General features: G+C 55.7%; 25 protein-coding genes and 1 tRNA gene. 11 read left to right on the top strand and 15 right to left on the bottom strand.

Translation table 11 applies throughout. The features are described from left to right. Positions 1-6: 6 nt before the first annotated feature. On the bottom strand, positions 7-519 hold the full coding sequence (locus RAL88_RS06880; protein WP_306268241.1) for a hypothetical protein: 513 nt from the start codon (positions 517-519) through the stop codon (positions 7-9). Positions 520-797: 278 nt separating this feature from the next. Between RAL88_RS06880 and RAL88_RS06885 the strand changes: the two genes are divergently transcribed. Continuing rightward, positions 798-1,352, top strand: a complete 555-nt coding sequence (locus tag RAL88_RS06885; RefSeq protein WP_306268243.1) for a GNAT family N-acetyltransferase — start codon at positions 798-800, stop codon at positions 1,350-1,352. A gap of 13 nt (positions 1,353-1,365) precedes the next feature. Further along, the gene (locus RAL88_RS06890) at positions 1,366-2,556 is read left to right on the top strand and encodes a winged helix-turn-helix domain-containing protein (protein WP_306268245.1); all 1,191 of its coding nucleotides are present in this window, start codon (positions 1,366-1,368) and stop codon (positions 2,554-2,556) included. Positions 2,557-2,585: 29 nt separating this feature from the next. Here RAL88_RS06890 and RAL88_RS06895 read toward each other — a convergent pair whose 3' ends face one another. The 5 genes from RAL88_RS06895 to RAL88_RS06915 all read right to left on the bottom strand — a co-directional run bounded on the left by RAL88_RS06895 (position 2,586) and on the right by RAL88_RS06915 (position 7,853). Beyond that, complete coding sequence (locus RAL88_RS06895) at positions 2,586-3,983, bottom strand: NAD(P)(+) transhydrogenase (Re/Si-specific) subunit beta (RefSeq protein WP_306268246.1); 1,398 nt, start codon at positions 3,981-3,983, stop codon at positions 2,586-2,588. 12 nt (positions 3,984-3,995) lie between these two features. Then, positions 3,996-4,460, bottom strand: coding sequence for a proton-translocating transhydrogenase family protein (locus RAL88_RS06900; RefSeq protein WP_306268248.1), 465 nt, complete (start codon positions 4,458-4,460; stop codon positions 3,996-3,998). An 18-nt stretch (positions 4,461-4,478) separates the two neighbouring features. Then, positions 4,479-5,615: a Re/Si-specific NAD(P)(+) transhydrogenase subunit alpha gene (locus RAL88_RS06905; protein WP_306268249.1), complete on the bottom strand. Its 1,137-nt coding sequence runs from the start codon at positions 5,613-5,615 to the stop codon at positions 4,479-4,481. A 113-nt stretch (positions 5,616-5,728) separates the two neighbouring features. Then, positions 5,729-5,863 carry an aa3-type cytochrome c oxidase subunit IV gene (locus RAL88_RS06910; RefSeq protein ID WP_306268251.1) on the bottom strand — a complete coding sequence of 45 codons (135 nt, stop codon included), beginning with the start codon at positions 5,861-5,863 and terminating at the stop codon, positions 5,729-5,731. Between the two features lie 130 nt (positions 5,864-5,993). After that, positions 5,994-7,853 carry a M3 family oligoendopeptidase gene (locus RAL88_RS06915; RefSeq protein WP_306268253.1) on the bottom strand — a complete coding sequence of 620 codons (1,860 nt, stop codon included), beginning with the start codon at positions 7,851-7,853 and terminating at the stop codon, positions 5,994-5,996. A 185-nt stretch (positions 7,854-8,038) separates the two neighbouring features. Between RAL88_RS06915 and RAL88_RS06920 the strand changes: the two genes are divergently transcribed. The 3 genes from RAL88_RS06920 (at position 8,039) to RAL88_RS06930 (ending at position 13,816) form a co-directional block, all read left to right on the top strand. Further along, positions 8,039-9,439, top strand: coding sequence for a response regulator (locus RAL88_RS06920; protein WP_306268256.1), 1,401 nt, complete (start codon positions 8,039-8,041; stop codon positions 9,437-9,439). Positions 9,440-9,595: 156 nt separating this feature from the next. Continuing rightward, complete coding sequence (locus RAL88_RS06925) at positions 9,596-11,503, top strand: murein L,D-transpeptidase (protein WP_306268257.1); 1,908 nt, start codon at positions 9,596-9,598, stop codon at positions 11,501-11,503. 318 nt (positions 11,504-11,821) lie between these two features. Continuing rightward, positions 11,822-13,816 carry a DUF882 domain-containing protein gene (locus tag RAL88_RS06930; protein ID WP_306268258.1) on the top strand — a complete coding sequence of 665 codons (1,995 nt, stop codon included), beginning with the start codon at positions 11,822-11,824 and terminating at the stop codon, positions 13,814-13,816. 287 nt (positions 13,817-14,103) lie between these two features. Here RAL88_RS06930 and RAL88_RS06935 read toward each other — a convergent pair whose 3' ends face one another. From RAL88_RS06935 to RAL88_RS06945, 3 genes are all read right to left on the bottom strand, one after another. Continuing rightward, positions 14,104-14,385 (bottom strand): DUF2312 domain-containing protein, encoded by a 282-nt coding sequence (locus tag RAL88_RS06935; protein WP_306268260.1) that lies wholly within the window; start codon positions 14,383-14,385, stop codon positions 14,104-14,106. A 64-nt stretch (positions 14,386-14,449) separates the two neighbouring features. Next, the gene (locus RAL88_RS06940; RefSeq protein WP_306268261.1) at positions 14,450-14,785 is read right to left on the bottom strand and encodes a DUF1244 domain-containing protein; all 336 of its coding nucleotides are present in this window, start codon (positions 14,783-14,785) and stop codon (positions 14,450-14,452) included. 18 nt (positions 14,786-14,803) lie between these two features. Continuing rightward, positions 14,804-15,628 (bottom strand): N-formylglutamate amidohydrolase, encoded by an 825-nt coding sequence (locus RAL88_RS06945; protein WP_306268262.1) that lies wholly within the window; start codon positions 15,626-15,628, stop codon positions 14,804-14,806. 348 nt (positions 15,629-15,976) lie between these two features. Between RAL88_RS06945 and RAL88_RS06950 the strand changes: the two genes are divergently transcribed. The 3 genes from RAL88_RS06950 (at position 15,977) to RAL88_RS06960 (ending at position 18,644) form a co-directional block, all read left to right on the top strand. Continuing rightward, entirely contained in the window at positions 15,977-16,543 is a 567-nt protein-coding gene (locus tag RAL88_RS06950) for a DUF1036 domain-containing protein (protein ID WP_306268263.1), read from the top strand. Continuing rightward, the gene (gene pyk, locus RAL88_RS06955; protein ID WP_306268264.1) at positions 16,540-17,976 is read left to right on the top strand and encodes a pyruvate kinase; all 1,437 of its coding nucleotides are present in this window, start codon (positions 16,540-16,542) and stop codon (positions 17,974-17,976) included. Before RAL88_RS06950 ends, pyk begins: the two co-directional genes overlap by 4 nt. A 293-nt stretch (positions 17,977-18,269) precedes the next feature. Then, a complete protein-coding gene (locus RAL88_RS06960; protein WP_306268265.1) occupies positions 18,270-18,644 on the top strand; it encodes a nuclear transport factor 2 family protein in 375 nt (124 codons plus the stop codon). A gap of 174 nt (positions 18,645-18,818) precedes the next feature. Here RAL88_RS06960 and RAL88_RS06965 read toward each other — a convergent pair whose 3' ends face one another. From RAL88_RS06965 to cpdR, 4 genes are all read right to left on the bottom strand, one after another. Continuing rightward, a complete protein-coding gene (locus RAL88_RS06965) occupies positions 18,819-19,403 on the bottom strand; it encodes a tetratricopeptide repeat protein (protein WP_306268266.1) in 585 nt (194 codons plus the stop codon). A gap of 135 nt (positions 19,404-19,538) precedes the next feature. Then, entirely contained in the window at positions 19,539-19,664 is a 126-nt protein-coding gene (gene ykgO, locus RAL88_RS06970) for a type B 50S ribosomal protein L36 (RefSeq protein WP_306268267.1), read from the bottom strand. A gap of 135 nt (positions 19,665-19,799) precedes the next feature. After that, positions 19,800-19,874 (bottom strand) — tRNA-Val (locus RAL88_RS06975). 107 nt (positions 19,875-19,981) lie between these two features. After that, the gene (gene cpdR / locus RAL88_RS06980) at positions 19,982-20,341 is read right to left on the bottom strand and encodes a cell cycle two-component system response regulator CpdR (RefSeq protein WP_306268268.1); all 360 of its coding nucleotides are present in this window, start codon (positions 20,339-20,341) and stop codon (positions 19,982-19,984) included. 500 nt (positions 20,342-20,841) lie between these two features. Here cpdR and RAL88_RS06985 point away from each other — a divergent pair, with 500 nt between their 5' ends. Together RAL88_RS06985 and hisN are read left to right on the top strand one after the other, a co-directional pair. Beyond that, on the top strand, positions 20,842-21,735 hold the full coding sequence (locus RAL88_RS06985) for an N-formylglutamate amidohydrolase (protein ID WP_306269602.1): 894 nt from the start codon (positions 20,842-20,844) through the stop codon (positions 21,733-21,735). A gap of 353 nt (positions 21,736-22,088) precedes the next feature. Next, complete coding sequence (gene hisN / locus RAL88_RS06990) at positions 22,089-22,925, top strand: histidinol-phosphatase (RefSeq protein WP_306268269.1); 837 nt, start codon at positions 22,089-22,091, stop codon at positions 22,923-22,925. Positions 22,926-22,962: 37 nt separating this feature from the next. Here hisN and RAL88_RS06995 read toward each other — a convergent pair whose 3' ends face one another. Beyond that, the gene (locus tag RAL88_RS06995) at positions 22,963-23,955 is read right to left on the bottom strand and encodes an alpha/beta fold hydrolase (RefSeq protein ID WP_306268270.1); all 993 of its coding nucleotides are present in this window, start codon (positions 23,953-23,955) and stop codon (positions 22,963-22,965) included. Between the two features lie 192 nt (positions 23,956-24,147). Next, entirely contained in the window at positions 24,148-24,531 is a 384-nt protein-coding gene (locus RAL88_RS07000; protein ID WP_306268271.1) for a hypothetical protein, read from the bottom strand. A gap of 348 nt (positions 24,532-24,879) precedes the next feature. On the opposite strand from RAL88_RS07000, the gene RAL88_RS07005 reads away from it, so the two are divergent. Beyond that, a complete protein-coding gene (locus RAL88_RS07005) occupies positions 24,880-25,344 on the top strand; it encodes an Hsp20 family protein (protein WP_306268272.1) in 465 nt (154 codons plus the stop codon). Positions 25,345-25,747 lie beyond the last annotated feature (403 nt).

Genomic DNA, 25,747 nt, shown 5'->3' on the forward strand with positions numbered 1-25,747 from the left:
GCCTGCCTAACTGTCATGACGGTTGGGAGCAAAGCGCTGAACCGCGCGAACAAAGTCGTGGCTCTCACCACGGGTGCGAACAGCCCAGATCCGGTAACCTTTGGTCTTGCCGAGCGGCGCCTGCTGGTTTTTGAACAACAGCGCCCATGGATGCACGCCCACTTCTTTGGCGGTTTTATCGGTCAGTCCGACCCCGAGAACCGGAGCCGTGCCATGCACCTCCAGCCGGTGCCAGAGCATATCGTCCCACGGGATCATTCGGCTGGAAATGCGCCGGTCATGAACGCCCTGCGGCGAGACAATCAGAACCGGCCGCTTGTCAAACACATGCATGGCAATCACTGCGGAAATTCCGGCAAACGCAATCAGCAAAAGCCAATCGATGTTGCTGCCCACACCCATGATCAGCGCCAGTGCCTCCAACGACACCGAGACCAGTGTTGCCGCCAACCAGGCTCCCATTACCGTGCGGTTCAACTGCGCACTGAATATCCCGGCTTCATCTGTCACTTCGCTCATTCTCTCCAGGCCCCGGTCTCGTCAAAAAACGAACTTGTCGCGGTTGCCAGCGTAACAATCAAGCAAAACATGGCCCGGACCCTCGACCGGTCTTTCTGTTGGTCTTGCAATTTCTCATAATTGAAATATTTTCTCTGACATGGAATATACGCCGTCTCCCGAAAATGCTGCCTTGGCGCTTGCAGTCTGGCTCAAACAGCTGCGCCACCAGCAGAACTGATCGCTGGAACAATGAGCGCAGCAACTATTTTTTTATTCTGTGAGGAGTGATGCGCCGGATGACACCCCCTTTGGCGACACACCCTGTTCAGTGCCTTTCGCTCCAGCAGTTTGATAATTGCCTCCCGCAACTGGCGGAATTGCTCCATGCCTGCGTCCATGACGGTGCCAGTATCGGCTTCGTGTTGCCCTTCAGCCCGGACGATGCCGAAGGGTTCTGGCTGAAGCGGATCCGTCCGTCGCTTGCCGCCGGCAAACGCGTCGTGATGATTGCCCGTATTGACCACAAGCTTGCCGGAACCGTACAGCTTGATTGCGGTTTGATGCCAAATCAGGACCACCGCGCCGATGTCTCCAAGCTCCTTGTGCATCCTGCGTTCCGGCGCCGCGGCATTGCCAGAGTGTTGATGGCAGAGCTCGAACATCAGGCTGTTCGGCGCGACCGCACGCTGCTGGTGCTGGATACAAGAACCGGGGATTCTGCCGAGCCGCTCTATGGCTCGCTCGGATTTGAGATTGCCGGAGTCGTGCCCGGCTTTGCCCGCGACCCGTTTGCCGAAAAATTTGACGCCACAACCTATATGTTCAAGCATCTCAAACCTGACCACAGCTGAGTCTTGAAATCGTATGGCGTCATCAAATTTATTCAGGATAGAAAATCGTGACGCCCGCCGCCTCTGGCTCGCAGCGCAGGGACTGTCCAGCGCACCAACCGGGCCGTTAGATACACTGTCGATCATCCGCCAGCTCGGCTTTGTCCAGCTCGATACTATCCGCGTGGTGTCACGCGCTCACCATCACATCCTCTGGAACCGCAATCAGCACTACCGCGAACCGATACTGAACGAATTACTGGCAGGGCAACGCCAGCTGTTTGAGCATTTCACCCATGATGCTTCGGTTCTGCCGATGGAATTCTATCCCATGTGGCAGCGTCAGTTCACCCGCATGAAACGGCGCATTGACCGCAACGGATATTATGCCAGCATGCCGGATGAAGACGGCCGCGCCGCAATCCGGCAACGCATTGCGCAGGAAGGGCCTTTGTCGACCCATGCCTTCGATACCAGGGTCGAAGGCCAAAAGGGGATGTGGGTCCGCCCGCCGCACAAACTGGCGCTGGATTATATGTGGTATTGCGGCGAGCTGGCGACCTCGCACCGCGAGAATTTCAAGAAATTCTATGATTTGAGCCATCAGGTCATCCCGCCGCAGTTTCGCGGCGCAAACCACACTGACGAGACCCAGATCAACTGGCTTTGCGAGGCCGCCTTGCAGCGTCTTGGATTTGGAACATCCGGGGAAATTCAGCGCTTCTGGGATGCCACCGATGCCGCTGAAGTCAGGCACTGGGCCACACAAAACAGCAGCGAATTGCTGCAGGTTGAATTGCAGGCTGCAGATGGCAGCTGGAGCACCGCACTCGCGCTCCCCGACATTGAAAATCGTCTTGCGGCGGCTCCGGCGCCGACGTCGCGGCTGCGCATTCTCAATCCGTTTGACCCTGTCATCCGCGACCGCGCCCGGCTGAAACGCCTGTTCGGCTTTGACTACCGCATCGAGATATTCGTCCCTGCAGCCAGCCGTAAATGGGGTTATTATGTATTCCCGCTGCTTGAAGGCGACCGCTTTGTCGGCCGCATTGAAGCAAGAGCTGACCGCGCCAAAGGCCAGTTGACCGTGCTTAATTTATGGTCGGAGCCAAAAACCCGGTGGACCGCCGCCCGCGCCGCCAAGCTGGACGCCGAACTCAGCCGCTTCGCCCGGTTCGTGGCGCTGGACGAGATCAACTGGCAATGTGCCAGACAACCTGGCTAGGTCGTTTCACTCGTTATGCCAGCGCAACCTCAGTCAAGCGACTTGACGATGCTCTCGACCATTTTCTTGGCGTCGGCCAGCAGCATCATCGTGTTGTCCTTGTAGAACAGCGAGTTGTCGATGCCGGCATAGCCCGATCCCAGAGAGCGTTTGACGAACAGGCAGGTGCCGGCCTTGTCCACATCCAGAATTGGCATACCGTAAATCGGTGAGGCTTTGTCGTCGCGCGCCGCCGGATTGGTGACATCATTGGCACCGATGACAAAGGCAACATCGGCCTGGGCGAATTCGGAATTGATATCTTCCAGTTCGAACACATCATCATACGGCACATTGGCTTCCGCCAGCAGCACATTCATATGCCCCGGCATACGGCCCGCGACCGGATGGATGGCGTATTTGACCTCGACGCCTTCCTCCTTCAGCTTGTCGCCCATTTCCCGCAAAGCATGCTGCGCCTGGGCAACGGCCATGCCGTAACCCGGCACAATGATGACCTTGGAAGCATTCTTCATGATGAAGGCTGCATCTTCCGCCGAGCCCTGCTTGACCGTCCGCTCAATACCATCGTCCCCGACAGGAACAGCGGATTCGCCGCCAAAGCCGCCAAGAATGACCGAGATGAAAGACCGGTTCATACCCTTGCACATGATGTAGGACAGGATCGCACCAGAGGACCCGACCAGAGCACCAACGATAATCAATGCCAGATTGCCCAGGGTAAAGCCGATACCGGCAGCGGCCCAGCCCGAATAGGAGTTCAGCATCGACACCACCACGGGCATATCCGCGCCGCCAATAGGAACGATGATGAGAACGCCAAGCGCCAGCGACAGCAGCACAATCATCCAGAACACGAAATGGCTTTCCGTGCCGATCAGCACCATCAGCAGAATGACGATGCCTGCGGCAATCGCGATATTGATGAGATGCCGTCCCGGCAGAATGATCGGCTTGCCGCTCATGCGTCCATCGAGCTTCAAAAAGGCGATGATAGAGCCGGTAAAGGTGATTGCGCCGATGGCAACGCCAAAGCTCATTTCAATCAGCACATAGCCCGGAATCTCGCCAACTGCACCGATGCCGAAGGCACTGGGCGCATACAGCGCCGCCGCTGCCACAAACACCGCTGCAAGGCCGACCAGAGAGTGAAACGCTGCCACCAGTTGCGGCATTGCCGTCATCGGTATGCGCTTGGCAATCACCGCTCCGGCACCGCCGCCAATGCCAAGACCCAGCACGATCAGCACGATACTGCCGAAGGATGTACCGGCCAGAAACAGCGTCGTGATGATGGCGATCGCCATGCCGATCATGCCGTAACGGTTGCCTTGACGGGCCGATTCAGGGTTGGAAAGTCCACGCAGAGCCAGAATGAACAGCACAGCTGCGACAAGATAAAGAAGTGCGGAAATACTCGCTGACATGTGTTCGGCCCCTTACCGCTGCTTCTTTTTGTACATCGCCAGCATGCGCTGGGTGACAAGAAAGCCGCCAAAAATATTTACGCTGGCCAGTATCAGCGCGATGAAACCGAATGTCCGGGCCAGTCCGGCACCGTCGCTGGAGGCCAGATCAACCCCCACCGCCAGCAGCGCGCCGACCACAATGACCGAGGAAATAGCGTTGGTGACCGACATCAGCGGAGTGTGCAGGGCCGGGGTCACGGACCAGACAACATAATAGCCGACAAAAATTGCCAGTACGAAAACCGCGAGCCGGAAGACGAAGGGATCAACGGCGCCGCCGGTTGCGCCCTGAACCGCGACGCCAATGGCATCTCCGGCCTGCTCCAGCGCAGAAAAGGCCGCCTGTGCTGCCTGATCGGCCTCGGCAGCCGCAGCGCGCGCAGCTTCGGCTGCCGCTTTGGCCCGTTCTGCCAGTTGGTTAACGTGGGTTGTCATATCAGACCTCGCTCAAGCTCAGGCTTTATCGGTGAAATTCGGGTGCACGACCTTGCCGTCGCGCGTCAGCAATGTGGCTGTCACCAGTTCGTCGTCCCAGTTTACAGCAAGCTCACCGCTTTCCTTGTCCATCATGGTTTCCAGAAACGATGCCAGATTTTTTGCATAAAGTTCGGAGGCTGTGGCAGCGATCCGGCCGGGAACATTCTTGTGGCCGACGATTTTCTTGCCATCCACTTCCACTGTCTGGCCGGCTTTCGAGCCTTCCACATTGCCGCCGCGCTCCACCGCAAGATCGATCAGAACGGAGCCGGGACGCATCGCGGCAATCATCTGCTTGGTGATCAGGCGCGGTGCTGGCCGTCCCGGAATGAGAGCGGTGGTGATGACAATGTCCTGTTTCGCCATATGTGCCAGAACAAGCTCAGCCTGTTGCTTCTTGTAATCGTCGGACATTTCTTTGGCGTAGCCGCCGGCGGTTTCGGCCTGTTTGAACTCGTCATTTTCAACAGCAATGAATTTGCCGCCCAGAGACTCAACCTGTTCTTTCGCTGCCGGGCGCACATCGGTGGCTGAAACCACAGCTCCCAGACGCCGTGCCGTCGCGATTGCCTGAAGCCCCGCCACGCCAGCGCCCATCACGAACACCCTGGCAGCTGGAATGGTGCCCGCCGCAGTCATCATCATCGGCATTGCGCGGTCAAATTCCCCGGCGGCATCAATCACGGCCTGATAGCCAGCCAGATTGGCCTGGGACGACAACACGTCCATAACTTGTGCCCGGGTGATGCGCGGCATCAATTCCATCGAAAACGCCGAAACACCGGCATTTGCCATGGCTTCCAGATCCGACTTGTCGCCATAAGGCTCCAGCATGCCCAGCACCAGTGCACCTTTGGGGATACTTTTCAGCTGTGTTGCATTCGGCCTGCGAACGCACAGCACCACATCGCTGCCCTTCAGCGTTGCCGGAGCGGTCTTGCCGATGGTTGCTCCGGCATCCTTGAAGATATTGTCGGGAACACGCGAGCCTGCACCTGCCCCAGCCTGTACCGCTACGCTGGCACCGCGATCAACAAGGCGTTTGATCATGGCGGCAGAGACAGCAACGCGAGATTCGTCTGCGCTGGCTTCGCTCAACACGGCAATTTTCATAAATTTTGTCCCCCACATCGAAGCCTGTCAGCTTCTCGCCTGAATTGAAGCACACCCGCTTCAGCCGGTTTGCAGCCTCTCGGCTCTGGATCTGAATTGTTGATGAGTCTGTCCTACAACAGGAATATAGCCATCAAAATCAGCACAATGACGGCCGCCACGGTGCCGTATTTGGTCATTTTGATAAACAGATCATAGGTGGATTCATGCTCCGCATAATCCATCGCATTTTCGGTCTTCTCGGCCATTCTGGAGCCCCCTGTAGTCATCAATCATGCGCCCGCCCCTTAAAAGGCCAGCAAATTCGTGCCCACTGTTACAACACAGCTTTCCCCACGGCAATGCCGTGTTGCAGCAGAAAGCAATTGACCGCACCGGTCAACCGTCGGTTTCCAGCGCTTCCAGTTCAGCAATCAGACCTTCAATCACCGAAACACCCTTTTCCCAAAACCCGGGATCGCTGGCGTCAAGGCCGAAAGGTGCCAGCAGCTCGCTGTGGTGTTTGGTGCCGCCGGCACGCAGCATGTCGAAATATTTTTCGTCAAAACCGGCGCTGCCATTCTGGTAAACCGCATAAAGCGAGTTCACCAGACAATCACCAAACGCATAGGCATACACGTAGAATGGCGAATGAATAAAATGCGGAATATAGCTCCAGTAAGTCTCATAGCCATCGCCCAGGCGAATGGCAGGCCCCAAACTGTCCGCCTGAACACTCATCCAGATATCGCATAATTGCTCGGATGTCAGTTCGCCGTCCTTGCGGGCCAGATGGACTTTGCGCTCATAGGCATAAAACGCAATCTGGCGCACCACCGTATTGATCATGTCCTCCACCTTGCCGGCCAGCAGGATCTTGCGCTCGGCCTTGGTGGAGGTGCGCTCCAGCAAAGAGCGGAAGGTCAGCATTTCGCCGAACACGCTGGCTGTTTCCGCAAGTGTCAGGGGTGTCGGCGCCATCAAAGCGCCCTGCCCGGCGGCCAGCACCTGATGCACACCGTGGCCCAGTTCATGGGCGAGCGTCATCACGTCGCGGGTTTTGCCCTGATAATTCAACAACACGTAAGGATGCGCGCTGGGTACCGTCGGATGGGCAAACGCGCCGGGGGCCTTGCCGGGGCGGGTTGGCGCGTCAATCCAGTTCCGGTCGAAAAAATCGCGGGCGATATCGGCCATTTTCGGCGAAAAACCGGCATAGGCATCGAGTACGATGCTGCGCGCCTCATCCCAGCCTATCGGGTCGGCAGCACTTTCCGGCAAAGGCGCATTGCGATCCCAGAAATCCAGAACATCCTGACCGAACCATTTGGCTTTCAGAGCATAATAACGGTGCGACAGCCGTGGATAGGCGGCCTGCACGGTTTCCACCAGCGCGTTGACCACCTCGCCCTCAACCCGGTTGGCCAGATGGCGGCTGTCGGCAACATCCTTGAAACCGCGCCAGCGATCAGAAATCTCCTTGTCCTTGGCAAGTGTGTTGGTGATCAGCGTGAAGGTGCGAATATTTTCCCGGAAGGTTGAGGCCAGCGCCTGTGATGCGGCTTTGCGCACCGCGCCATCTTTGTCGACCAAGCGGTTGAGGGTCGGCTCCAGCGGCAGCGTATCGTCACCGACTTCAAACCGCAGCCCAGCCATTGTCTCATCAAACAACCGGTTCCAGGCACCCCGCCCGGTGATCGATTTTTCGTGAAACAATTCTTCAACCCGGTCCTCCAGCTGGTACGGCTTGTCCTTGCGAAGATCTTCCAGCCAGGGCCGGTAATGGGCAATGGCAGGCGATGTCAGCAACTCGGAAAAATCCGCGTCACCGATCTTGTTCAGCTCCAGCCCGAAAAACAGTAAATGCGTGCTGGCATTGGTGATTTTTTCCTGAATATCGCCATAGAATTTAGCGCGTTTGGCGTCGGTCGTATCACCGGCATACACAAGTCCGGCATAAGAGATGATCCGGCCCAGAAGGTCTTCAATCTGTTCGTATTCAACAAGACAGGACGCCAGTTTCCCAGTGTCTGATTTCGCCAGTCCCGCCAGATGGGATTTGTAGGTCTGCGAAAAGCTCCGGCACATCTGGTCGCCTTTTTTCAGATCAGCCGCAAGGTCCTCTCCATCCATCGCGCTGTAGAGATCGCTCAGGTCCCATTGCGGCAGCGGTCCGAGCGCTTCAGCTGCTCCCTGATCCTTGTTGGCATCATTCAAACACCGGATCGTCGAAGCCGATAGGTTGCGGAACTGAGTCATGTATTTTCCTGTCAAACAGCGGAGTGGCTACAGATAGAGGGCTTTCCCCTCGCCGATCAAGCGCTGTTTCCCGGCCAGGCGCGATTTCATGGCTAACATCTTGTTAATGCCTGCTGTCACACAGTTCCGGTTCCAGACCTTCCAGCGTCTGATTCGCCTGCAACAAATGAAAGACCAGCGTCAGCGTGCATGTACTGATTATCGATACCAATGCGGATACGCGGCCCGATCTAACCCGGATGATCCAGGGTCTGGGCCACAATTGCCGGGTCGCTGAAACCGCTGACAGCGCCCTTAAAATTCTGCAAAGCAGTTTTCCCGATATTATCCTGATGGATCTTTTATTGCCCGACAGCGATACGAGACAATTCATTCAGCTCCTTCGTGACCGGGCGCCTCAGTCCAGACTTGTAGTGATGACCAGACAAGGTGCCGATCCCTCCATCCGCGAAGCTCTCAGCTGGGGGGCAAGTGATTTTCTCGAAAAGCCGGTCCACGAACTGCGCCTGGCCTGCGTTTTGAGCAGTTTGCAACCACGCCACAGCAGCGCAGACGCCGGGACCAACGGGCCTGATTATGTGCCGGAGGTATTCTTCAATTCGGACCCGGGTGCCTACCGGGTTGCCAGAAGCCGATTTGAGAAAGCAGCGCAAATGCAGATTCCGTTTCTCATTGAAGGTGAACCCGGCACCGGTAAAGCAACCCTCGCCAGACACTTCGCCACGCATTATGCGCCCGGCCAGAGCCTTGTGGAATTTGACGCCAGCACGGATGATTTTGAAGAGTGGCGACACAACCCTGTGTTGACGCAGGACGCGCGGCAAAAATCAAACTGCAGCATTCTTGTGCGGCGGGTCGAAGCAGCTGGACTGGAAACCCAACAGGCATTGGTGAAATTTTTTCGTGCCACACCGCACGCTCTCATCTGCACGACCCGCGGCAGGCTGCTGGATCACGCCAGGGACGGTGGCATCGACGCAGCGCTGTATAATTTGCTCAGTCCGGTACCGGTGTGGCTGGCGCCTTTGCATGAACGCACTCATGCCCGCGATCGCCTTACTGCGCTGATGATGCAGCAGGCCAATGGGGCATTCGGCACCAGCGTTCAGCACATCGATTTCACACGGACGCCAAAGACCGTACCGCCGCGATATTACGATAATCTCACTGGTTTCAAGCGCGCCATTTTCAGCGCCGTCGCGGATCATGATTCGCCCTTGTCTCCGGCCTTTGTCTGCTCTGGCCCAGCAGATGCCACGGCAACGGCCCATCAGAATCGCAAGGAACTGGCAGTTCAGCCGCATTTTGCCATGGTGCCTCTGCTCGACGGGCATGGACAGTTGCGCCCGCTGAAAGCAATGGAGAGCGAAGCTCTTCGGTTTGCCTATGAGCATTTTGGTGGACGTGTCGGCCGAATTGCCAAAGCGCTGAAACTTGGCCGCACAACGCTCTACCGTAAATTGCTGGAACTTGGTCTGTCGGAGCCAGCGGCAGCAGGCCGCACTGAACAATCCGGCACATTCGTCCACGAAAATCCACACGATGGCGGGGAAGCGTCTGTCGAATTGGGTAAACACGCGGCGTGATATCTGCCGATGCGGGATGAATATGTCACATTGCAGGAAAATGCCACTGCCTGGTTGCCGCATTGGTTTGATATTAACCAATCCTTTGCTACACAAAGTCATCTTTAGTTCTATATTAAATTGCAAGTATTGCCCACAATTCGGAGATCATTCCCCGTGAAATATGCTAAAAATGCCAGCCGGTCGAAACTGTTCAGAAGCCATTGTCTGTTGTCGGCAATCGTATTGCCAAGCCTGCTGCTGTCATCCTTTGCTGTTGGCCAGACCATCAATGAAGAAAAGACAATCGCTGTAGAAGCGACAGTCTCTGAGGAAAAAACCGTCAATGTTGCCTCTGTTGATGCAACCGACCTGCCTCAGGCAGATGAGGCCGCCATTGTATCGCAGTCCGCAACTCCAGTGTTGCATGCGGCAGCTGAAGCACGCTCTGAAGCCATCCGGACATTTGCCAGAGCCTCAGCCGACAAGCTGGATGCCGCTGACCGGTCCGGCATTGCCGCGCTGTATGAAGACCGGGGGTACAAATCTCTCTGGATGAAAGAGGGTGCATTGCGGCCGGAAGCAAAGGCGCTGATAGCTGAAATCAGACAGGCAGACCGGATTGGACTGAATCCAGCTGATTATTCATTACCAATGTCGGACGATGCTGACGGAACTGTCTTGTCGGAGACTGCGGCATTTGAAATCGATCTTCAGATGAGCCTCGCTGCTGTGCGCTATGTCCGGCACCTGGCCTCGGGACGCCTGGTGCCACGGTCTGTCAGCGCGTCACTGGATATCAATCCGGAGCGCCCTGATGCAAAAGCCGTGCTTACGGAGTTGAACGATGCCGGCGATCCGGTTGCAAAAGCCAATGAGTATCAGCCAAAGCACCAGGCCTACCTGGCATTGTTGAAGGAATTGCAGGCGATCGAGCAGAACAAGGCCGAAAAACCGATTGTGGTTGATGCCGGCAGATTGCTGCGCCCCGGCATGAGCGATCCACGGGTGCTGCAATTGCGCGCGCGCCTGAAAGTGGAACTCCCGGCGGCAACACCGGCGAGTGAAGATGTGGCGGCAACGCCAGCGAGTGAAGATGTGGCGGCAACGCCAGCGAGTGAAGATGTGGCGGCAACGCCAGCGAGTGAAGATGTGGCGGCAACGCCGGCGAGTGAAGATGTGGCGGCAACGCCGGTCGATGAAAATCTCTATGATGAAACTCTCGTCACGGCCGTGAAAGACTTTCAGAAGAAAAGCCGTCTGACTCAGGATGGAATTATCGGTCCGGCAACATTGCGCGTTCTCAATGGCGAGACCGGGATTGAACGCAAAGCCCAGTTGATCGTCAATCTGGAGCGCTGGCGCTGGATGCCTAAAGAACTGGGTGCGTTCCACATCATGGCGAACATTCCCGAATACCGTGTTTATGTCAAAAGCGATGGCAAGGTCACTCACACCACCAGGGTTGTCGTCGGCAAGCCTGAATTCAAAACCGTGGCCTTTTCCGATGAGATGGAACACTTCGTGGTGAACCCGTCCTGGGGCGTGCCGCAATCCATTATCAAAAATGAAATGCTGCCGTCAGCCCGCTCAAGCCCAGGCTATTTCACCCGCAAAGGGTATCAGGTCTTTGCACAGATTCGCGGCCGCACCCGCCAGGTCGACCCGTCCCGGGTCAATTGGAGACGCGTAACTGCATCACAGATTTCGGTGCGCCAGCCGCCGGGGAACAGCAACGCTCTCGGTCGGATCAAGTTCATGTTCCCCAACAAGCATGCAATCTATATGCATGACACACCATCCAAGAGCCTCTTCAACAAGGATGCACGTGCCTACAGTCATGGCTGTGTCCGCATTCAGAATCCGATGGAATTTGCTGATGCGATCCTTGAACAGCAGAAAGACTGGAATTCTACACGCATCAAGAAATTGGTCGGTGGCAAAGAGGTGACGGTGAAACTGGACAAGAAAATTCCGGTACATCTGGTTTATTTCACCGCGATTCAGAACGATGAAGGTGCGGTGGGTTATCTGCCAGATGTATACGGCCATGACCGCAATATGGTGAAGCTTCTCGGTCTCTGATCGAGCCGCAACTCAAAATTTCTGCGCAAGCCGCCCCGCTGAAATATGCTGGGCGGCTTTTTTGCGACACAATTTCACGACAGAAATTGAAAATTGATCAATGATTGAAAATACTGTCAAATTAACCAATTTCGGCAAGATCGTCTTAACCTTGATTGGTTAAACTTTTAATCAGGACTGCTTGATCACCCGGCCTGATGTCTTTAAAAGATTTTGGGTATCGGGCAATGTGACGGGTACAATACGCTGAAGCCACACAGTAAACTCATTACACTTTTCGTTGGGAATGGCCCTTCACGGCCAGGTATCGGAACCGCTTTGCGAAACTTTCGAAACAAAAAGCCATCTGCCGCTCAGCACGGCGTAACGCGCAAGATCACGGCGCTGTTTACCGCATTGACGATGCTGCTTTCCATGGCATTGCCCGCCCAGGCCGCTGAAGAGCGCAGCCTGAAGCTATATTTTGTGAATACCAAAGAGCGCATTGAGATCGTCTATAAGCGCAATGGCCGTTATGTTCCGGCGGCGCTGAAGAAACTGAACTGGTTCCTCCGGGACTGGCGTCGCGAGCAATCTACCACGATTGATCCGCGCCTGTTGGATCTGGTCTGGTCGGTGTATCAGCAGATGGACACCAGAGAAGCGATCAATGTGGTGTCCGCGTTCCGTTCGCCAAAAACCAATTCATTGCTGCGCAGCCGCAGCAGCGGTGTTGCCAAAAACAGCCAGCACACACGTGGCAAAGCAATGGATTTTTTCATTCCCGGGACAAATCTCGCGGAATTGCGTGCAGTGGGCCTACGCATGGAAGTGGGCGGCGTCGGCTTCTATCCGTCCTCCGGCTCCCCTTTCGTTCATATGGACACCGGTGGCGTGCGCCACTGGCCGCGAATGACAGATGCGCAACTGGCAAAGGTATTTCCGCGCGGTGACACCACCCAGATTTCCTCCAACGGCAAACGGCAGAAGCGATACGAAGAATCAGCAGCGCGTCAGAAACGCATAGCGTCAGCCGAAATTTCACCGCCCAACCAGCGGGGCGGCGGCCTGTTTGCAAAAGTATTCAAGCGCAATCAGGAACCGGCAACAATTCCCACCACCGGTCAGACTCTGACAAGCGGCAATGATTCGACCACGGTTGCCCAGGTTCAGGCGCAAACGCGTGCCAGTGCGCCCGCCCTGAAAATTGTGCCACGCTTCAGACCTGACGGCGTACCCACTCAATTACTGCCTGAACCTGTGGTGGAGAATAGCGTGCAACTGGCGCTTTCGGATATCCCCGCGCCGCGACCGATGCCGGCGGATGTGTTCGCTCAGCGTGCTGCAGCTTTGGCTGACAAACCCGTGCCTTTGACCATAGTATCGAAAGAGCCGGCCACTCCTGCTGAAACGCAGAAGTCTGTTCAGGATACCTGGGCCCGGGTTGGCGACAGCCGGTCTACAGATGTTTCCGAAATTATCATCGCCAAGGCGGCCGGCCCGGTTCGGGCAGGCGCGCCCGATGTTGCACAAGCTGTGATGGCAGCGCTTGACGACACCCGTAACAAACCAGCTCTGCAGCCGCTTGATACGCGCACCTTGGAGGCTGCCACCCCTCACACCTCTGCTGCCGCAAGCATTGCAGCGGCCATTCTGTCGCCCCAGGGTCGCACACCGGACCCAAGCCAGCGCAGTATGTTTGATGACACTATCATTTCCGCGTATGCGCCCTCAGATCCGTCGCCCAGATCGCGTGCGGACTTCGACGCAGCAATGGGTCTTGACGGTCAGGGAACCGCCAAAAACAGCACGCGTTTACCACACGTCACCACGCCGGAAGATCTGCCGCCGGTGCGCCGTGCCAGAGCCTTTCATGAACCGGTCATTGCCGCAATTCCACCGCGCATCCGCCCGGAACGGACGCAATTGGCCGCTGTAACACCTGCCGTGCCCTCGCCCGAACAGCCTGCCCGCCGGGAGCCGGTAAACCCGGCACAATCGCCGGATAGCAGCTGGCAGGCAACCGCAAGCGCCCTGCCGACAACTCTAGGCGGACGCGTCCCGCCTGGTGCCGTACAGCCGACTGGCAGCCAATTGGTGTTTAACGGAGCTGATGCGGCAGTGCTGGCGAAGATGACAACTCCCCAGACCACAAGGTCGAATGCATTTGTCCGGCTTGAATTGCCGAATCCTTATGCAATTCGCGGTGTGTTCCAGATCCCGCAAAGCATCGTGGCCAACGGCTTTTCAACCAGCAGCACCACATTGAGGACCGATAAATTTTCAGGTCGCGCCATTGTCGCCACCAAAGTAGCGCTTCTGACGCGACGCTAGAGCGGTTCATGGTTACATTGAATCATTTGACCGGTGTTGCTCGTTTGCCGGCGAGGCACACTTCGCGCCGTGGTCTTCATGACCACAAGCGGAGTGTAACGACGTCCGGCAGGCGTGCAAATCCGGCCTTCGGTGCTCCATATCAGCCCACCGGACAGCGTTAGCCAACTTGCCCGATGCGCCGCCCCAAGTCGTAATGGGAGCGGCGTTGACTGCCTTGCCGATGAACTGATCTGGAGCATCAAATGGTTCAATGTAACCATGAAACGCTCTAATCCAGCGATACCTTATTGCTGGTCTTCTGCAGGCTCGATCGCCATACCCAGCGCATGCAGGTACAAATCAAGCATGGCTTCCTGTTCAGCGCGCTCTTCCCGGTCCTGCTTGCGCAACCGCACAACCTGCCTCAGAGTTTTCACATCGAAACCGTTGCCTTTAGCCTCGCCGTAAACTTCCTTGATGTCGTCGGCAATTGTCTTCTTTTCTTCTTCCAGCCGCTCGATCCGTTCGATAATTGAACGCAGTTGATCCTTGGCAATGCTGGTTGTCGCGCTGGACACGTCACTCATAAATAGTCTTCCTCACGATGGGTTGGTTGGAGCGTTTTGTGGTTTTAGCGAATCACTGAACGGTTTAGAGCTGTTCATGATCCGGTTTGGATTGCTCAAACATGGCTTTCTGGTCCGCTGTCGCCTCGGTCTGATGGCGCGAACGCCACTCTTCATAGGGGATTCCGTAGATCAGTTCGCGGCTTTGTTCTTTCGACAGTGGCAGGTCACGTTCCTCAGCGGCTTCGCGATACCAGTTGGACAGACAATTGCGGCAGAAGCCCGCCAGATTCATCAGATCGATATTCTGCACATCAGTCCGGTCTCTGAGATGCGACACCAATTTGCGGAAAGCCGCAGCCTCCAGCGCCTCGCGCTGGTTGTCAGACATGGTTTCGGTCTGTTGATTGTTTTCGGTCATGAGGTTCTTCCTCGCAATTCAGCGTTTATGGGGAGGCAAGACATCGCAAATACCTTCCACCGTCAAAAGTTGCTCAAGGATCGGAGCCAGCCGCTGAGCCCAAAGTTCGATGTCTGCCTCACTGTCCACCAGATCCTGGCGCAGTTCCAGAAGAGCATGACTGAGACCGCGCTGGGTTCCGTGCCGGTTCAAGGTGTCGCCCGTCAACGCACCCGTATACGGCTCGTTGTCACCTACGATCAGATCACCGCCCTCCTTCAGGGCGGCGATCAGTGGTTTCGCGGCGCGGTCATCTTTGTCCCACAACACGCCTGCGTGCCAGGGACGCGCGAATCCGCGCCAGATAGGCGTAAAACTGTGCAGAGAAATCAGCACAGGCGACTGTCCGGTCGCCATCATGTGCACGATTGATGCGGCAATGGCCTTATGATAAGGCCGGTGATACAGCGCCAGACGGTGCTCTTTTTCAGCCTCATTCGCAAAGCGGTTTCCCGGAACAACCGCCCCGTCAGACAGACGCATCAGAACGGTCGGGTCGTCCTCCCCCCGATTGGGATCGATCAGCAGCCGCGAATAGCTCGACAGCACCGCAGGGGCCTCCAGCAGCCTTGCCAGCCGGTGTGTGAGCGCGTCCATCCCGATGTCATAGGCAATGTGCCGTTTCAACTCGCACGCCGGCAGACCCAGATTGTCGTAATGCGGCGGGATGGCGTTTCTGGCGTGATCACACAACAGCAAAATCCCGCCATTCCAATTGCCTTCAACAATTTCATAGGCCACGCGCTCGCCTTCGGGCAGATCGGGACTGGAAACAGCGGTGGCCGTGGCGGCGGAAGTGGTCATGGGATTTGCAATATTTCTGCACGGATTGGCAAAGCGGCGAAGATGAAACATAGTGCGCACCGGCTGCTGATACCATATGGATTGGCACCTAATCCGGTTTTCCCACATAAAAGCATCTGAATCGCGATTGTCCATGCCTCCCATGCCAAATCCGGTTTGCCGCAACGGGACAGCGATGTTGATTTCTGGCGAAACAGGTTTATAAGCCCCCAGAGATGCGCAAAATTGCATTGTTTCGGAAGCGTTTGATTGACAAAACGGCCACGATTGCGCAAAACAAATTATAATGAAATCGTTTCAGCTCGCCACTAATTCGGCGTTTACTCAGGTTTGATGCGTTCGTTCACCATGAGCAAAAAAAGCGAAATTCAGGTATCCGGATATTCTGGCAGTGGCTTTGAAAGTCAGTCCTCCAGCGCAAGGCGCATTTTGCCTCTGACTCATTTTCTCGCACCATTTTCGGCTCGTGTCACGAAAGCCGTAATTCTGTTTGCGCTTTCGCTGTCGATGTATGGCGGTTTGAGCTTCATCAGTTCTGATCAGGCATCTGCCGAATTGCGCATCTGCAACAAGAGCGGAAGCCGTGTGGGCATTTCTGTCGGATACCGCAATGACAAGGGCTGGACCACCGAAGGCTGGTGGAACCTGGAGGCGACATCCTGCGAAGTTATTCTGCCTGGCGCTCTGAAGTCTCAGTATTATTATATGTTCGCCGTAGATTATGACGAAGGCGGTGAATGGGCTGGCAGCGCCTTCATGTGCACCGCTGACAAGATTTTTACAATTAACGGTATCGAAGACTGTCTGACCCGTGGGTTTCAACGCACGGGTTTTTTTGAAATTGACACCGGCACACAAACAAGTTGGACAGTTCAGTTGACAGAACCGACACAACGAGGAACCGGTGGTAAATGAGGCGTAATCGCAAAGTAAAAATTCTCGCCACCCTGGGTCCAGCCTCATCAAATTCCGAAATGATCAAAAAGCTCCACACTGCCGGAGCTGATATTTTTCGTATCAATATGAGTCATGCGTCCCACGATCACATGCGCGAGCTTGTGGCCACGATCCGGAGTGTCGAAGAGGACGTCGGACGGCCGATCGCAATTCTGGTTGATCTGCAAGGACCGAAACTGCGCGTCGGCATGTTTGAAAATGACGCGGTTACTCTGAAAGAAGGTCAGAGCTTTACCCTCGACAGTGATCCCACGCCCGGAAATCAAAAGCGCGTCCAACTGCCGCATCCTGAGATTCTGGAAGCGCTGAAAGCAGGCGATGCGATTTTGCTTGATGATGGGCGCCTGCGCCTGGAGACCGTTTCGGTCGATGGCAAAAGCGCGGTCACAAAGGTCATTTCCGGCACCAAACTGTCGAACAAGAAGGGCGTCAGCCTGCCCGATACTCTGATTGCCTCCAGTGCTCTGACGCCGAAGGACCGGTCTGACCTTGACGCTGCGCTGAAAGAAGACATTGACTGGATCGCCCTGTCATTTGTGCAGCGCCCGGAAGATATTGCTGAAGTACGCAAAATCTCACGCGGCAAGGTGGCCATTATGGCCAAGATCGAAAAACCGCAGGCGCTGGTAAAGATCGACGAGATCATTGAATTGTCGGATGCCATAATGGTGGCGCGCGGTGATCTGGGCGTTGAATTGCCGGTGGAAAAGGTTCCCGGCATCCAAAAACAGCTTATTCGCGCTGGCCGCCGCGCCGGTAAACCGGTGGTGGTCGCGACCCAGATGCTGGAATCGATGATTACCGCGCCTGTCCCGACACGTGCGGAAGTGTCTGATGTTGCAACAGCTGTGTTTGAAGGCGCTGACGCGGTGATGCTGTCAGCGGAATCAGCTGCTGGAGATTATCCGGTGGAAGCCGTTGCCACCATGGACCGCATTGCCGAAGAAGTGGAACGCGATCCGAATTACAGAAAAGTTCTTTATGCGCAACGCGCAGAACCGGAACCAACCGGCGCGGATGCCATTTCCGCTGCCTCTCGTCAGATCGCGGAAACTCTGAAACTGTCTGTGATCGTGTGTTACACCTCCTCCGGTGCAACCGGCATCAGAGCATCCCGCGAGCGCCCCGAAACTCCCATCATTGCCTTGTCACCCATCAAACAAACGGCCCGCCGGCTGACGATTGTCTGGGGGCTGCACTGTGTTGTCAGCGATGATGTCAAAGATGAGGGAAGCATGGTGGATCGCGCCTGCCAGATCGCCTATGAGGAAGGTTTCGCCAAACCTGGTGAACGTCTCATCATTTCTGCCGGCGTGCCCTTCGGAACCCCGGGTGCGACCAATCTGCTGCGCATTGCATTTGTCGGCAGCGATGGCGTCAGCGGTCTCTGACGGTTCGGCAAGCTTGTCACTTCCCCCTATAGAATATGCAGGCGCACGCCGTCCAAGCTGGAGAAACTGCCAATCGGCAGAACCCATCGGCAATCAGGCAGGTCTTTCTTTCGCGCCACAATGTGGATGCCGGCAGTTGCGAAAAGGCAAAAACCGGGAATCCGTAGCATCATGCTGACAGGATGCTGTCATGAGCATCATCCATAGTTTCGTCCTGGTTGACGAGCGCCCAATGCGGAGTTGAAAAATTCCGTCTGCGAAGATGCCACACATCGATGAACAGGAGAAAAACCATGTCCCGTGAAACATTGAAAGAAACCGCCGAGCAGTTGGTCAGCCACTGCCGTAACGGCACCGAGGAAAAAGGCCTGACAGAGCTTTATGCGCCTGATGCTGAGTCAATTGAAGCCATCGCCATGCCCGGTAGCGACAGCCCGAAGACCTCCGGCGTCGATGGCATTCGTGCTAAACATGCAGGGTGGAAAAACACGTTTGAAGTTCATTCCAGCGAAGTCGAGGGGCCGTTCCTGCACGGCGATGACAGATTTTCCGTCATCTTCAGCATTGACGCCACCAACAAGGATTCCTCCGAACGCGTATCCATGAAAGAGGTTGCGGTTTACACCGTGTCAAACGGCAAAATCATACGCGAGGAATTTTATTATTAACCGAACAGCTGAAGACTCTGTAGCAGCCGGTTGAGCAACGCAACTTCGCGGTGCATCGCTGATGAAAAATCTGATGCCTTGCATCGCGCAGCATTGCCTGCCTTGCCGGATGCCCTGACCCTGATCGTCTCTTGGCCCGGATACTCTCTTGTCTCGACAGGGATAAAACGTGCTTTAAATCGGCTGACCCAAAGCGCTGCGCTCCAGCGATTCAAGTTCCTGCCGGACTTCCTCCTGAAAGGGATTCAGTTCCAGTGCCCGTTTCAGGGCATCATAGGCCTTCTTGTCTTCGCCAAGGTCCTCCAGCATAAGACCAAGGCCGGTCAGCGCTCCAAAGTGGCGTGGCTCCAGCGCCAACGTCACTGCAATATCGGCAAGAGACCGCCCGTAATTTTCTTTCAGGTAATACACAGTCGCGCGCCGGTTCCACGCTTCCGCAAAGTCCGGCTCCAGGGCGATCAGCTGATCCAGCACATCAATCGCAAGAGCAAAATCATCATCAGCAATGGCGTCATCAGCTCTGGACAGCAACAGCCGGGCCGTTTCGCCGCGCGCGCCGCGCCACAAATCATCGATTTGTCCCGCCAGATGCCGCGCCTCCAGTTCACTTTGTGAGGATTGCAGTTCGCTGAACAGCCGGTCCAGCCGGTCTGAGAGGGGAATTTCCTTGCCAAAGCCGGATGAGCCGGTCGCCGCCGCCAGCACAATGGCGAGGCTGACAGATCGCAGCTGACTGATGATGATCCCGGAAAACTTCATGGCAGAAGTCTAGTATACAAATCCGCAAAAGCAAATGACGAAAGCGTCACGTCGGAAACACAAAAAGGGCCCGTGATCGATGTCACGTGCCCCAAACCGTATTCATCTGCCGGGCCGGATGCCAGGCACGTTGAATTAGCCCTGACGGGCCTTGAAACGGCGCTTTACCTTATTGATCACATAGACGCGACCCTTCCGCCGTACGAGACGATTGTCGCGGTCTCGGCCTTTAAGGGAACGCAGTGAATTTCTGATCTTCATCGGTTTGCTCTAAAAATTCTCTATTAAGTTACGCTTTATCTTCAACCACTGCCGCGCCAATATGTCGCGCCGAATTGAAGAGAGTGACTGCCAGTCTATATTACCACGCCGAATGTCTGATCCACTGTGAGACAATGGTGGGCACGACTGGGATTGAACCAGTGACCCCTACAATGTCAATGTAGTGCTCTACCGCTGAGCTACGCGCCCCGCTGTCACACCGTCGTCACAGATCTGACGTGAGAAGATGAAGCGATATACAAAAGCCAGGCCGCGGGCGCAAGGGCTGATATCAGGAAAAACGCGCCACGATGGGTTCAGGCCGCCAAAAGCCGGTCCACTTCGCTGACAAGTTCACGCAGATGAAACGGCTTTGATAGCACTCTGGCATCCTTTGGCGCGTTGGAATCCGGGTTCAGCGCCACGGCTGCAAAGCCGGTTATGAACATCACCTTCAGATCAGGGTCGAGTTCAGTCGCCTTCCTGGCCAGCTCTATACCGTCCATTTCCGGCATGACAATATCGGTCAGCAGAACAGTAAACGGCTCTTCCCGCATGCGCTCATAGGCGCTTCTGCCATTGTCGAAATCCACCACCGTATGACCGGCGGTCTGCAACGCCTTTGTCAGAAACCGCCGCATGTCGTCATCATCTTCAGCCAGCAGAATATGGGCCATGTCATTCTCTTCCTTGTCGCCGGCCTTTGCGGGCCTGTCCGGACAGAACACCAGACGGTCGGACGCTCGTCTGCGGAACTTCTAAAATCTGCCGGAGGTTACCCTCCTGACGCGAACTGCTAGCGCCCATATAAGCTTACTCGGGCAAAAAGCCTATGATATGGTAAACGTTTGAAGCAAAAGTTGATCACAACTTCCCCAGCAGCACACGACCCGTAACCGGATTGTATGGCAGCGGGCCGGAATATCAATGCGCTTGATGGCAAAGAATTCGAATCAGAGCTAAAATTATAACTCCATGCATGGGCGCACGGCCAAATTGAATCTGTGGCACAAAATGTTTGTGTCATCATTGGACGGAACCACAAAATCCTGACACGATGGAACTGATGACAGAGCAGATTACAAACCGGATTAGAAATTCTGGCGGCCCCGACGGCAAGAGCGCAACGTCCGGGGCATCGGCTGACCTGCCAACAAATACACCCTACCGTGATTTTATGGAGACGCCCGCCTTCGAGGTATTCGGCGAACCCACTCAGACAATGCCGGTGATTTTCAACTCTCCCCATAGCGGCTCGATCTATCCGGAGCGGTTTTTGGACCTGTCACGGCTGGATCCACACACCATACGCGCCTCCGAAGACATGGATGTTCACAAGCTTTTCCAGAGTGTCACCGAATTTGGTGCCGTTCTGCAGCGCGCCAATTTCCCGCGGGCCTATCTGGATGTGAATCGCGAGCCCTATGAACTGGATTCGGGCATGTTTTCTGCCCCCCTGCCGCCTTATGCGAACACGCGGTCGCTGCGCGTCAATGGTGGCCTTGGAACAGTTGCGCGCATCGTTGCTGAGAACCGCGACATTTATGCCAGCAAACTCGATCCGGACGATGCTCTGGCCCGGATCGAATTGATTTACCGGCCCTATCACGACAGTTTGCGGCATTTGCTGGCCCGCACCCATGGCCGTTTTGGCCAGGCATTGCTGATTGATTGCCACTCCATGCCTTCACAATACGGCGCGCCCCGTTCGGGCGTCGAGACCGAAGCGCGACCTGATATGATCCTGGGAGACCGATATGGCACCAGCTGCCGAAATGATGTGATTGATTACGCGATGTTTCTGCTTCGCCAGGCCGGCTATGTGGTGGTCAAGAACCGGCCTTATGCAGGCGGGTTCATTACCGAGCATTACGGACGCCCACAACAGCATCTCAATGCCTTCCAGATCGAGATTAACCGGCGGCTGTATATGGATGAAGCCACTTTGAAATGCCATGCCGGTTTCGATGAACTGCAGCAGGACCTCAACATCTTTGTGCGAAATCTGATGCAGCATCCCGCACTTCGCTGTGATGATTTCAGCATGGTCAAACCGCTCGCAGCGGAGTGATCCGAAACGCTCCGCTGCGCGCCATCTGGACATAAAAAAAAGCCGCAGCACGAAGCTGCGGCCTAAAGTCTAGGGAGGAAACGCCCACTAGGGGCGGAAGCAACACTCGGGAGGAGTGAATGTTGCTATGCAGCGAAGATGAGGTTGCGACGCACAAAAGTCAAGGTTAGCCGCCGTTTTTTCTATAAAATTTTCATTGGTTTTCTACTCATTCGGTGCAACGGCTACGCTTGTCGATGACGCACCTGCCCCGCCGCTCATGATTTTTTGTTGTATCATCAAGCGTTTATCTGTACCTCGTTGTCGATCCTGAAGACCTTACTCTTTAGCCATGCAAGGAATGCATATCAGCTATGCGTCATGAATTTTCGACGGAATTCGGCGTCCCGGACATTATTTTCGAGATGGCCGGTTTGGCTGCTGATGCGATTCTTCCGCATTTTCGCACCCCTCTGGAAGTCGAAAACAAACTGGCGCAGGGACAGGCCGAAGCAGATGGCGCATTTGATCCGGTGACAATCGCCGACAAAAACGCAGAAGCCGCTCTGCGGCGGCTGATTAACCAGCGGTTTCCCGGGCATGGCATTCTCGGTGAGGAATACGGCGCAGAAAATCTGCAGGCAGAGTATGTCTGGGTGCTGGACCCGATTGACGGCACCAGATCGTTCGTTTCAGGGCTGCCATTGTGGGGCACCCTGATTGCGCTTTGCCATCAGGGCCGCCCGGTTCTGGGGGCAATGATCCAGCCTTTTCTGGCGGAAATTTATGTTGGTGCCGGGCAGAAAGCCTGGTTCGCGTCAACCAGCGGCGCGCACCCGCTCCGCAGTCTCAAAGCCCGGCAGGACGGTCGGCTCAACGACGCCACCTTGTTCACGACCGACCCTGGATTTTTCACCGAGGCGGAACGGCTGCGTTACGACACGCTGGAACAGCGCTGCCGCATACGCCGTTTTGGTCTCGACTGTTATGGCTATGCCATGGTCAGCGCCGGCTTCGGCGATCTCACTGTGGAGGCAGGCTTGCAGATTTATGATATCGCTGCGCTGATTCCACTGATCGAGGCGGCGGGTGGCGTGGTGACAAACTGGCAGGGCAAACCGGTTGAGGGTCTGGAGCAGCATTCCCGTCTTCAGATTCTGGCCTCGGCAAATTCACAGCTTCACAACGAAGCGCTTGCCATACTGGGCTAGGCAGTGGCGGTCTGGCCACATCCTGATCGCAACCACATCAGATATCGGTGCCGGGAATAAACGCATCAAATGCCGCCCAGAACTGATCGCGAAACATATCCCGCTCCTGCAGTATCTCGTGTCGTGCCCCCGGCACCACGATATGCCACAGCGAACGCATGACGGAGGCAAGTTTCTCGATTGCCTCAAGTGAGACGACCTCATCACTGCCGGATGCGACCACAAGCACCGGTGTGCGGTTGTTAAAGGCGAATTCGGGATTGCGAAATTCCGCCATGGCCTGACAGGCTGCATGGACCCAGCCCACGGTAGGAGCGCCAATCTTCAGAAACGGCGCCTTTCGCAACAGCCTCACAGAATTCTGAAACCGGTCCGGATCACTCGTCAGAATGTTCCTCTCCATATTCAATGTCTCGTAATTGGTCTGGCTGGCAAACGGCATTCGCCGTTCTCCCAGGCCAAAACTATTCAGAAACCGGGCCATTCGCGCCACCACTTTCTGTCTGGGTCGTCTAAACCCCAGCCCGATCATGGGTGCAGTGAGAACAACCCGGTCAAACACCAGCCTGCCCTTGTCCAGACTGTGCAGCATGACAGCTGCGCCCATGGAATGGGCCAGTGCATAGAAAGGAGCGGGACATTCGGGCAGCAGAATTTCCGACATCACGGCTTCCAGATCCGATACATAATCTGAAAGCGTGTCGACATGTCCGCGTTCGGGCTGGTGCAACAGGCGGTCTGAACCGCCCTGGCCACGAAAATCGAAAGCTAGGACTGCAAAGCCGCGTCCGCGCAGATCGGTGATAACCTCATAATATTTTTCAATATACTCAGTGCGACCCTGGATAAGACAGACCGTGCCTCTGACTTCCTTTGTCGAGGCCGGCCACCGCGCACAGCGCAATTGCACGCCGGCACTGTCCAGCCACTGCAGCGTAGCGCCGGCAGGCGTGGGATTGCCGGCGACAGAGACAAGACCGGGACGAGAATTTTCCGGCTCCAATCCCGCTGCCGGTTCTGCAGTTTCCAAAACGAATGCCTGACCCAATTAACCACCCCGAAACATGTGCTCAAACTGGTACCGGTATGGGCGGATAAGGCAAGAAAAAAAACCGGCGACGCTCTTGCGCCGCCGGCTTTGCAGGGCTTGGTGTGGCATCCGGTTAGAGCTGCCACAACCATCGGGGGGTGCCGTTAAACGACCCTGCAAACTGATAATGGCTTAGCTGATACGGGTGCGACGCTCGATTCGCCCGTTAAAGGCGTTGACACGCAGCCGGACAACCTGCCCGCGACGAGCCTCGGCAACCACAACATAGTAACTGCCACGCCGCTCGATCCTGCGGAAATCACGGAAGCCGCGTTGCCGTAACTCCTGACGAATCTGTTGACGCGTCATAGCGCGTTGAACCTGGTGCGGTGCCGCGTGCTGGTGACGAGGGGTGTAATAACTTCCGCTTCCGCCTGAGTAGTGGCCGCCGCTTGAATAGCTGCCGCCGCTATTTCCATAGAAGCCGAAATAGAATCCATCCGCCTGAGCAGCAGGTGCAACAGCAAAGGTTGCCATTGTCAAAGCGGAGACTGCGATTAGTGTTTTCTTCAGCATGGTATCTCTCCTGTTTCCTGAATCCGGATGACGACTAAATTGGCGACCGGACTTCGATGACGCCGAAATTGCCAGAGCTATGCTGAACGAAACCGGAAGGTCTCATTCAGGTTCGGTTCATATTGCTGAAGGCATCTTTTGAATTGCAGAAAACAGCCGTTTTCCCCGCGCAGATTGCGAAAAAAAATCTTCTTGAATCGCAAAAATTGCGTACCTACATAATTTCTGCAGACGCCAATAACGGGTCTGCGCAGCAGAACGGACGCCTCTGATTACCGGCATCATACGGTAAAACGGGTCCAATTTGCTGATCTGACAAACATAACTGTTGCTCAATGGAGAATAGATATGCGTACTTTCGACGTAAGCCCCCTATATCGATCCACGGTTGGTTTCGACCGCCTGTTCAAACTGCTGGACGGCATGGCCACCACCGACACGCCCGGATCAACCTACCCGCCCTATAATATCGAACGCACGGGCGACAATGCCTATCGTATCAGCATGGCAGTGGCTGGCTTCAGCGATGAAGAACTCAGCATTGAAAGCCGCGAAAACGGCCTGACTGTCAAAGGTGACAAAAGCGTTTCCGACGAAGACAATGCAGATGTGCTGTATCGCGGAATCGCCGGTCGCAGTTTTGAGCGTCGCTTTCAGTTGGCTGACTATGTCAATGTGACCGGTGCAAAGCTGGAAAACGGCTTGCTCCATATCGATCTGGTTCGTGAGCTTCCCGAAGCCATGAAACCGCGCAAGATTGAAATTGCAAACAGCAATCCATCGTCCAGACAAATCGAAGCAAACGCCGCCTGATAAGGTCGCATGGCGCGCCTGATCGTCCGTCTCGGGACGTTCAGGCGCGCATCCGGTCTGGAACACCTGGCTTGCCTTGGGCCGGTCAGGTGTTTTGCCAGGCCCAAGCGTTAGATCGTTTCATGATTACATTGAACCATTTGATGCTCCAGATCAGTTCATCGGCAAGGCAGTCAACGCGGCGCGATGCTGCGCATCGGGCAAGTTGGCTAACGATGTCCGGTGGGCTGATATGGAGCACCGAAGGCCGGATTTGCACGCCCGCCGGACATCGTTACACTCCACTTGTGGTCATGAAGACCACGGCGCGAAGTGTGCCTCGCCAGCAAACGAGCAAAACCGGTCAAATGATTCAATGTAACCATGAAGCGATCTAGACCGTTTCCCTCGTCCCATCACAAAG

The sequence above is a fragment of the Pararhizobium sp. IMCC3301 genome, assembly GCF_030758315.1.
In the GTDB taxonomy this organism is placed as follows: Bacteria; Pseudomonadota; Alphaproteobacteria; order Rhizobiales.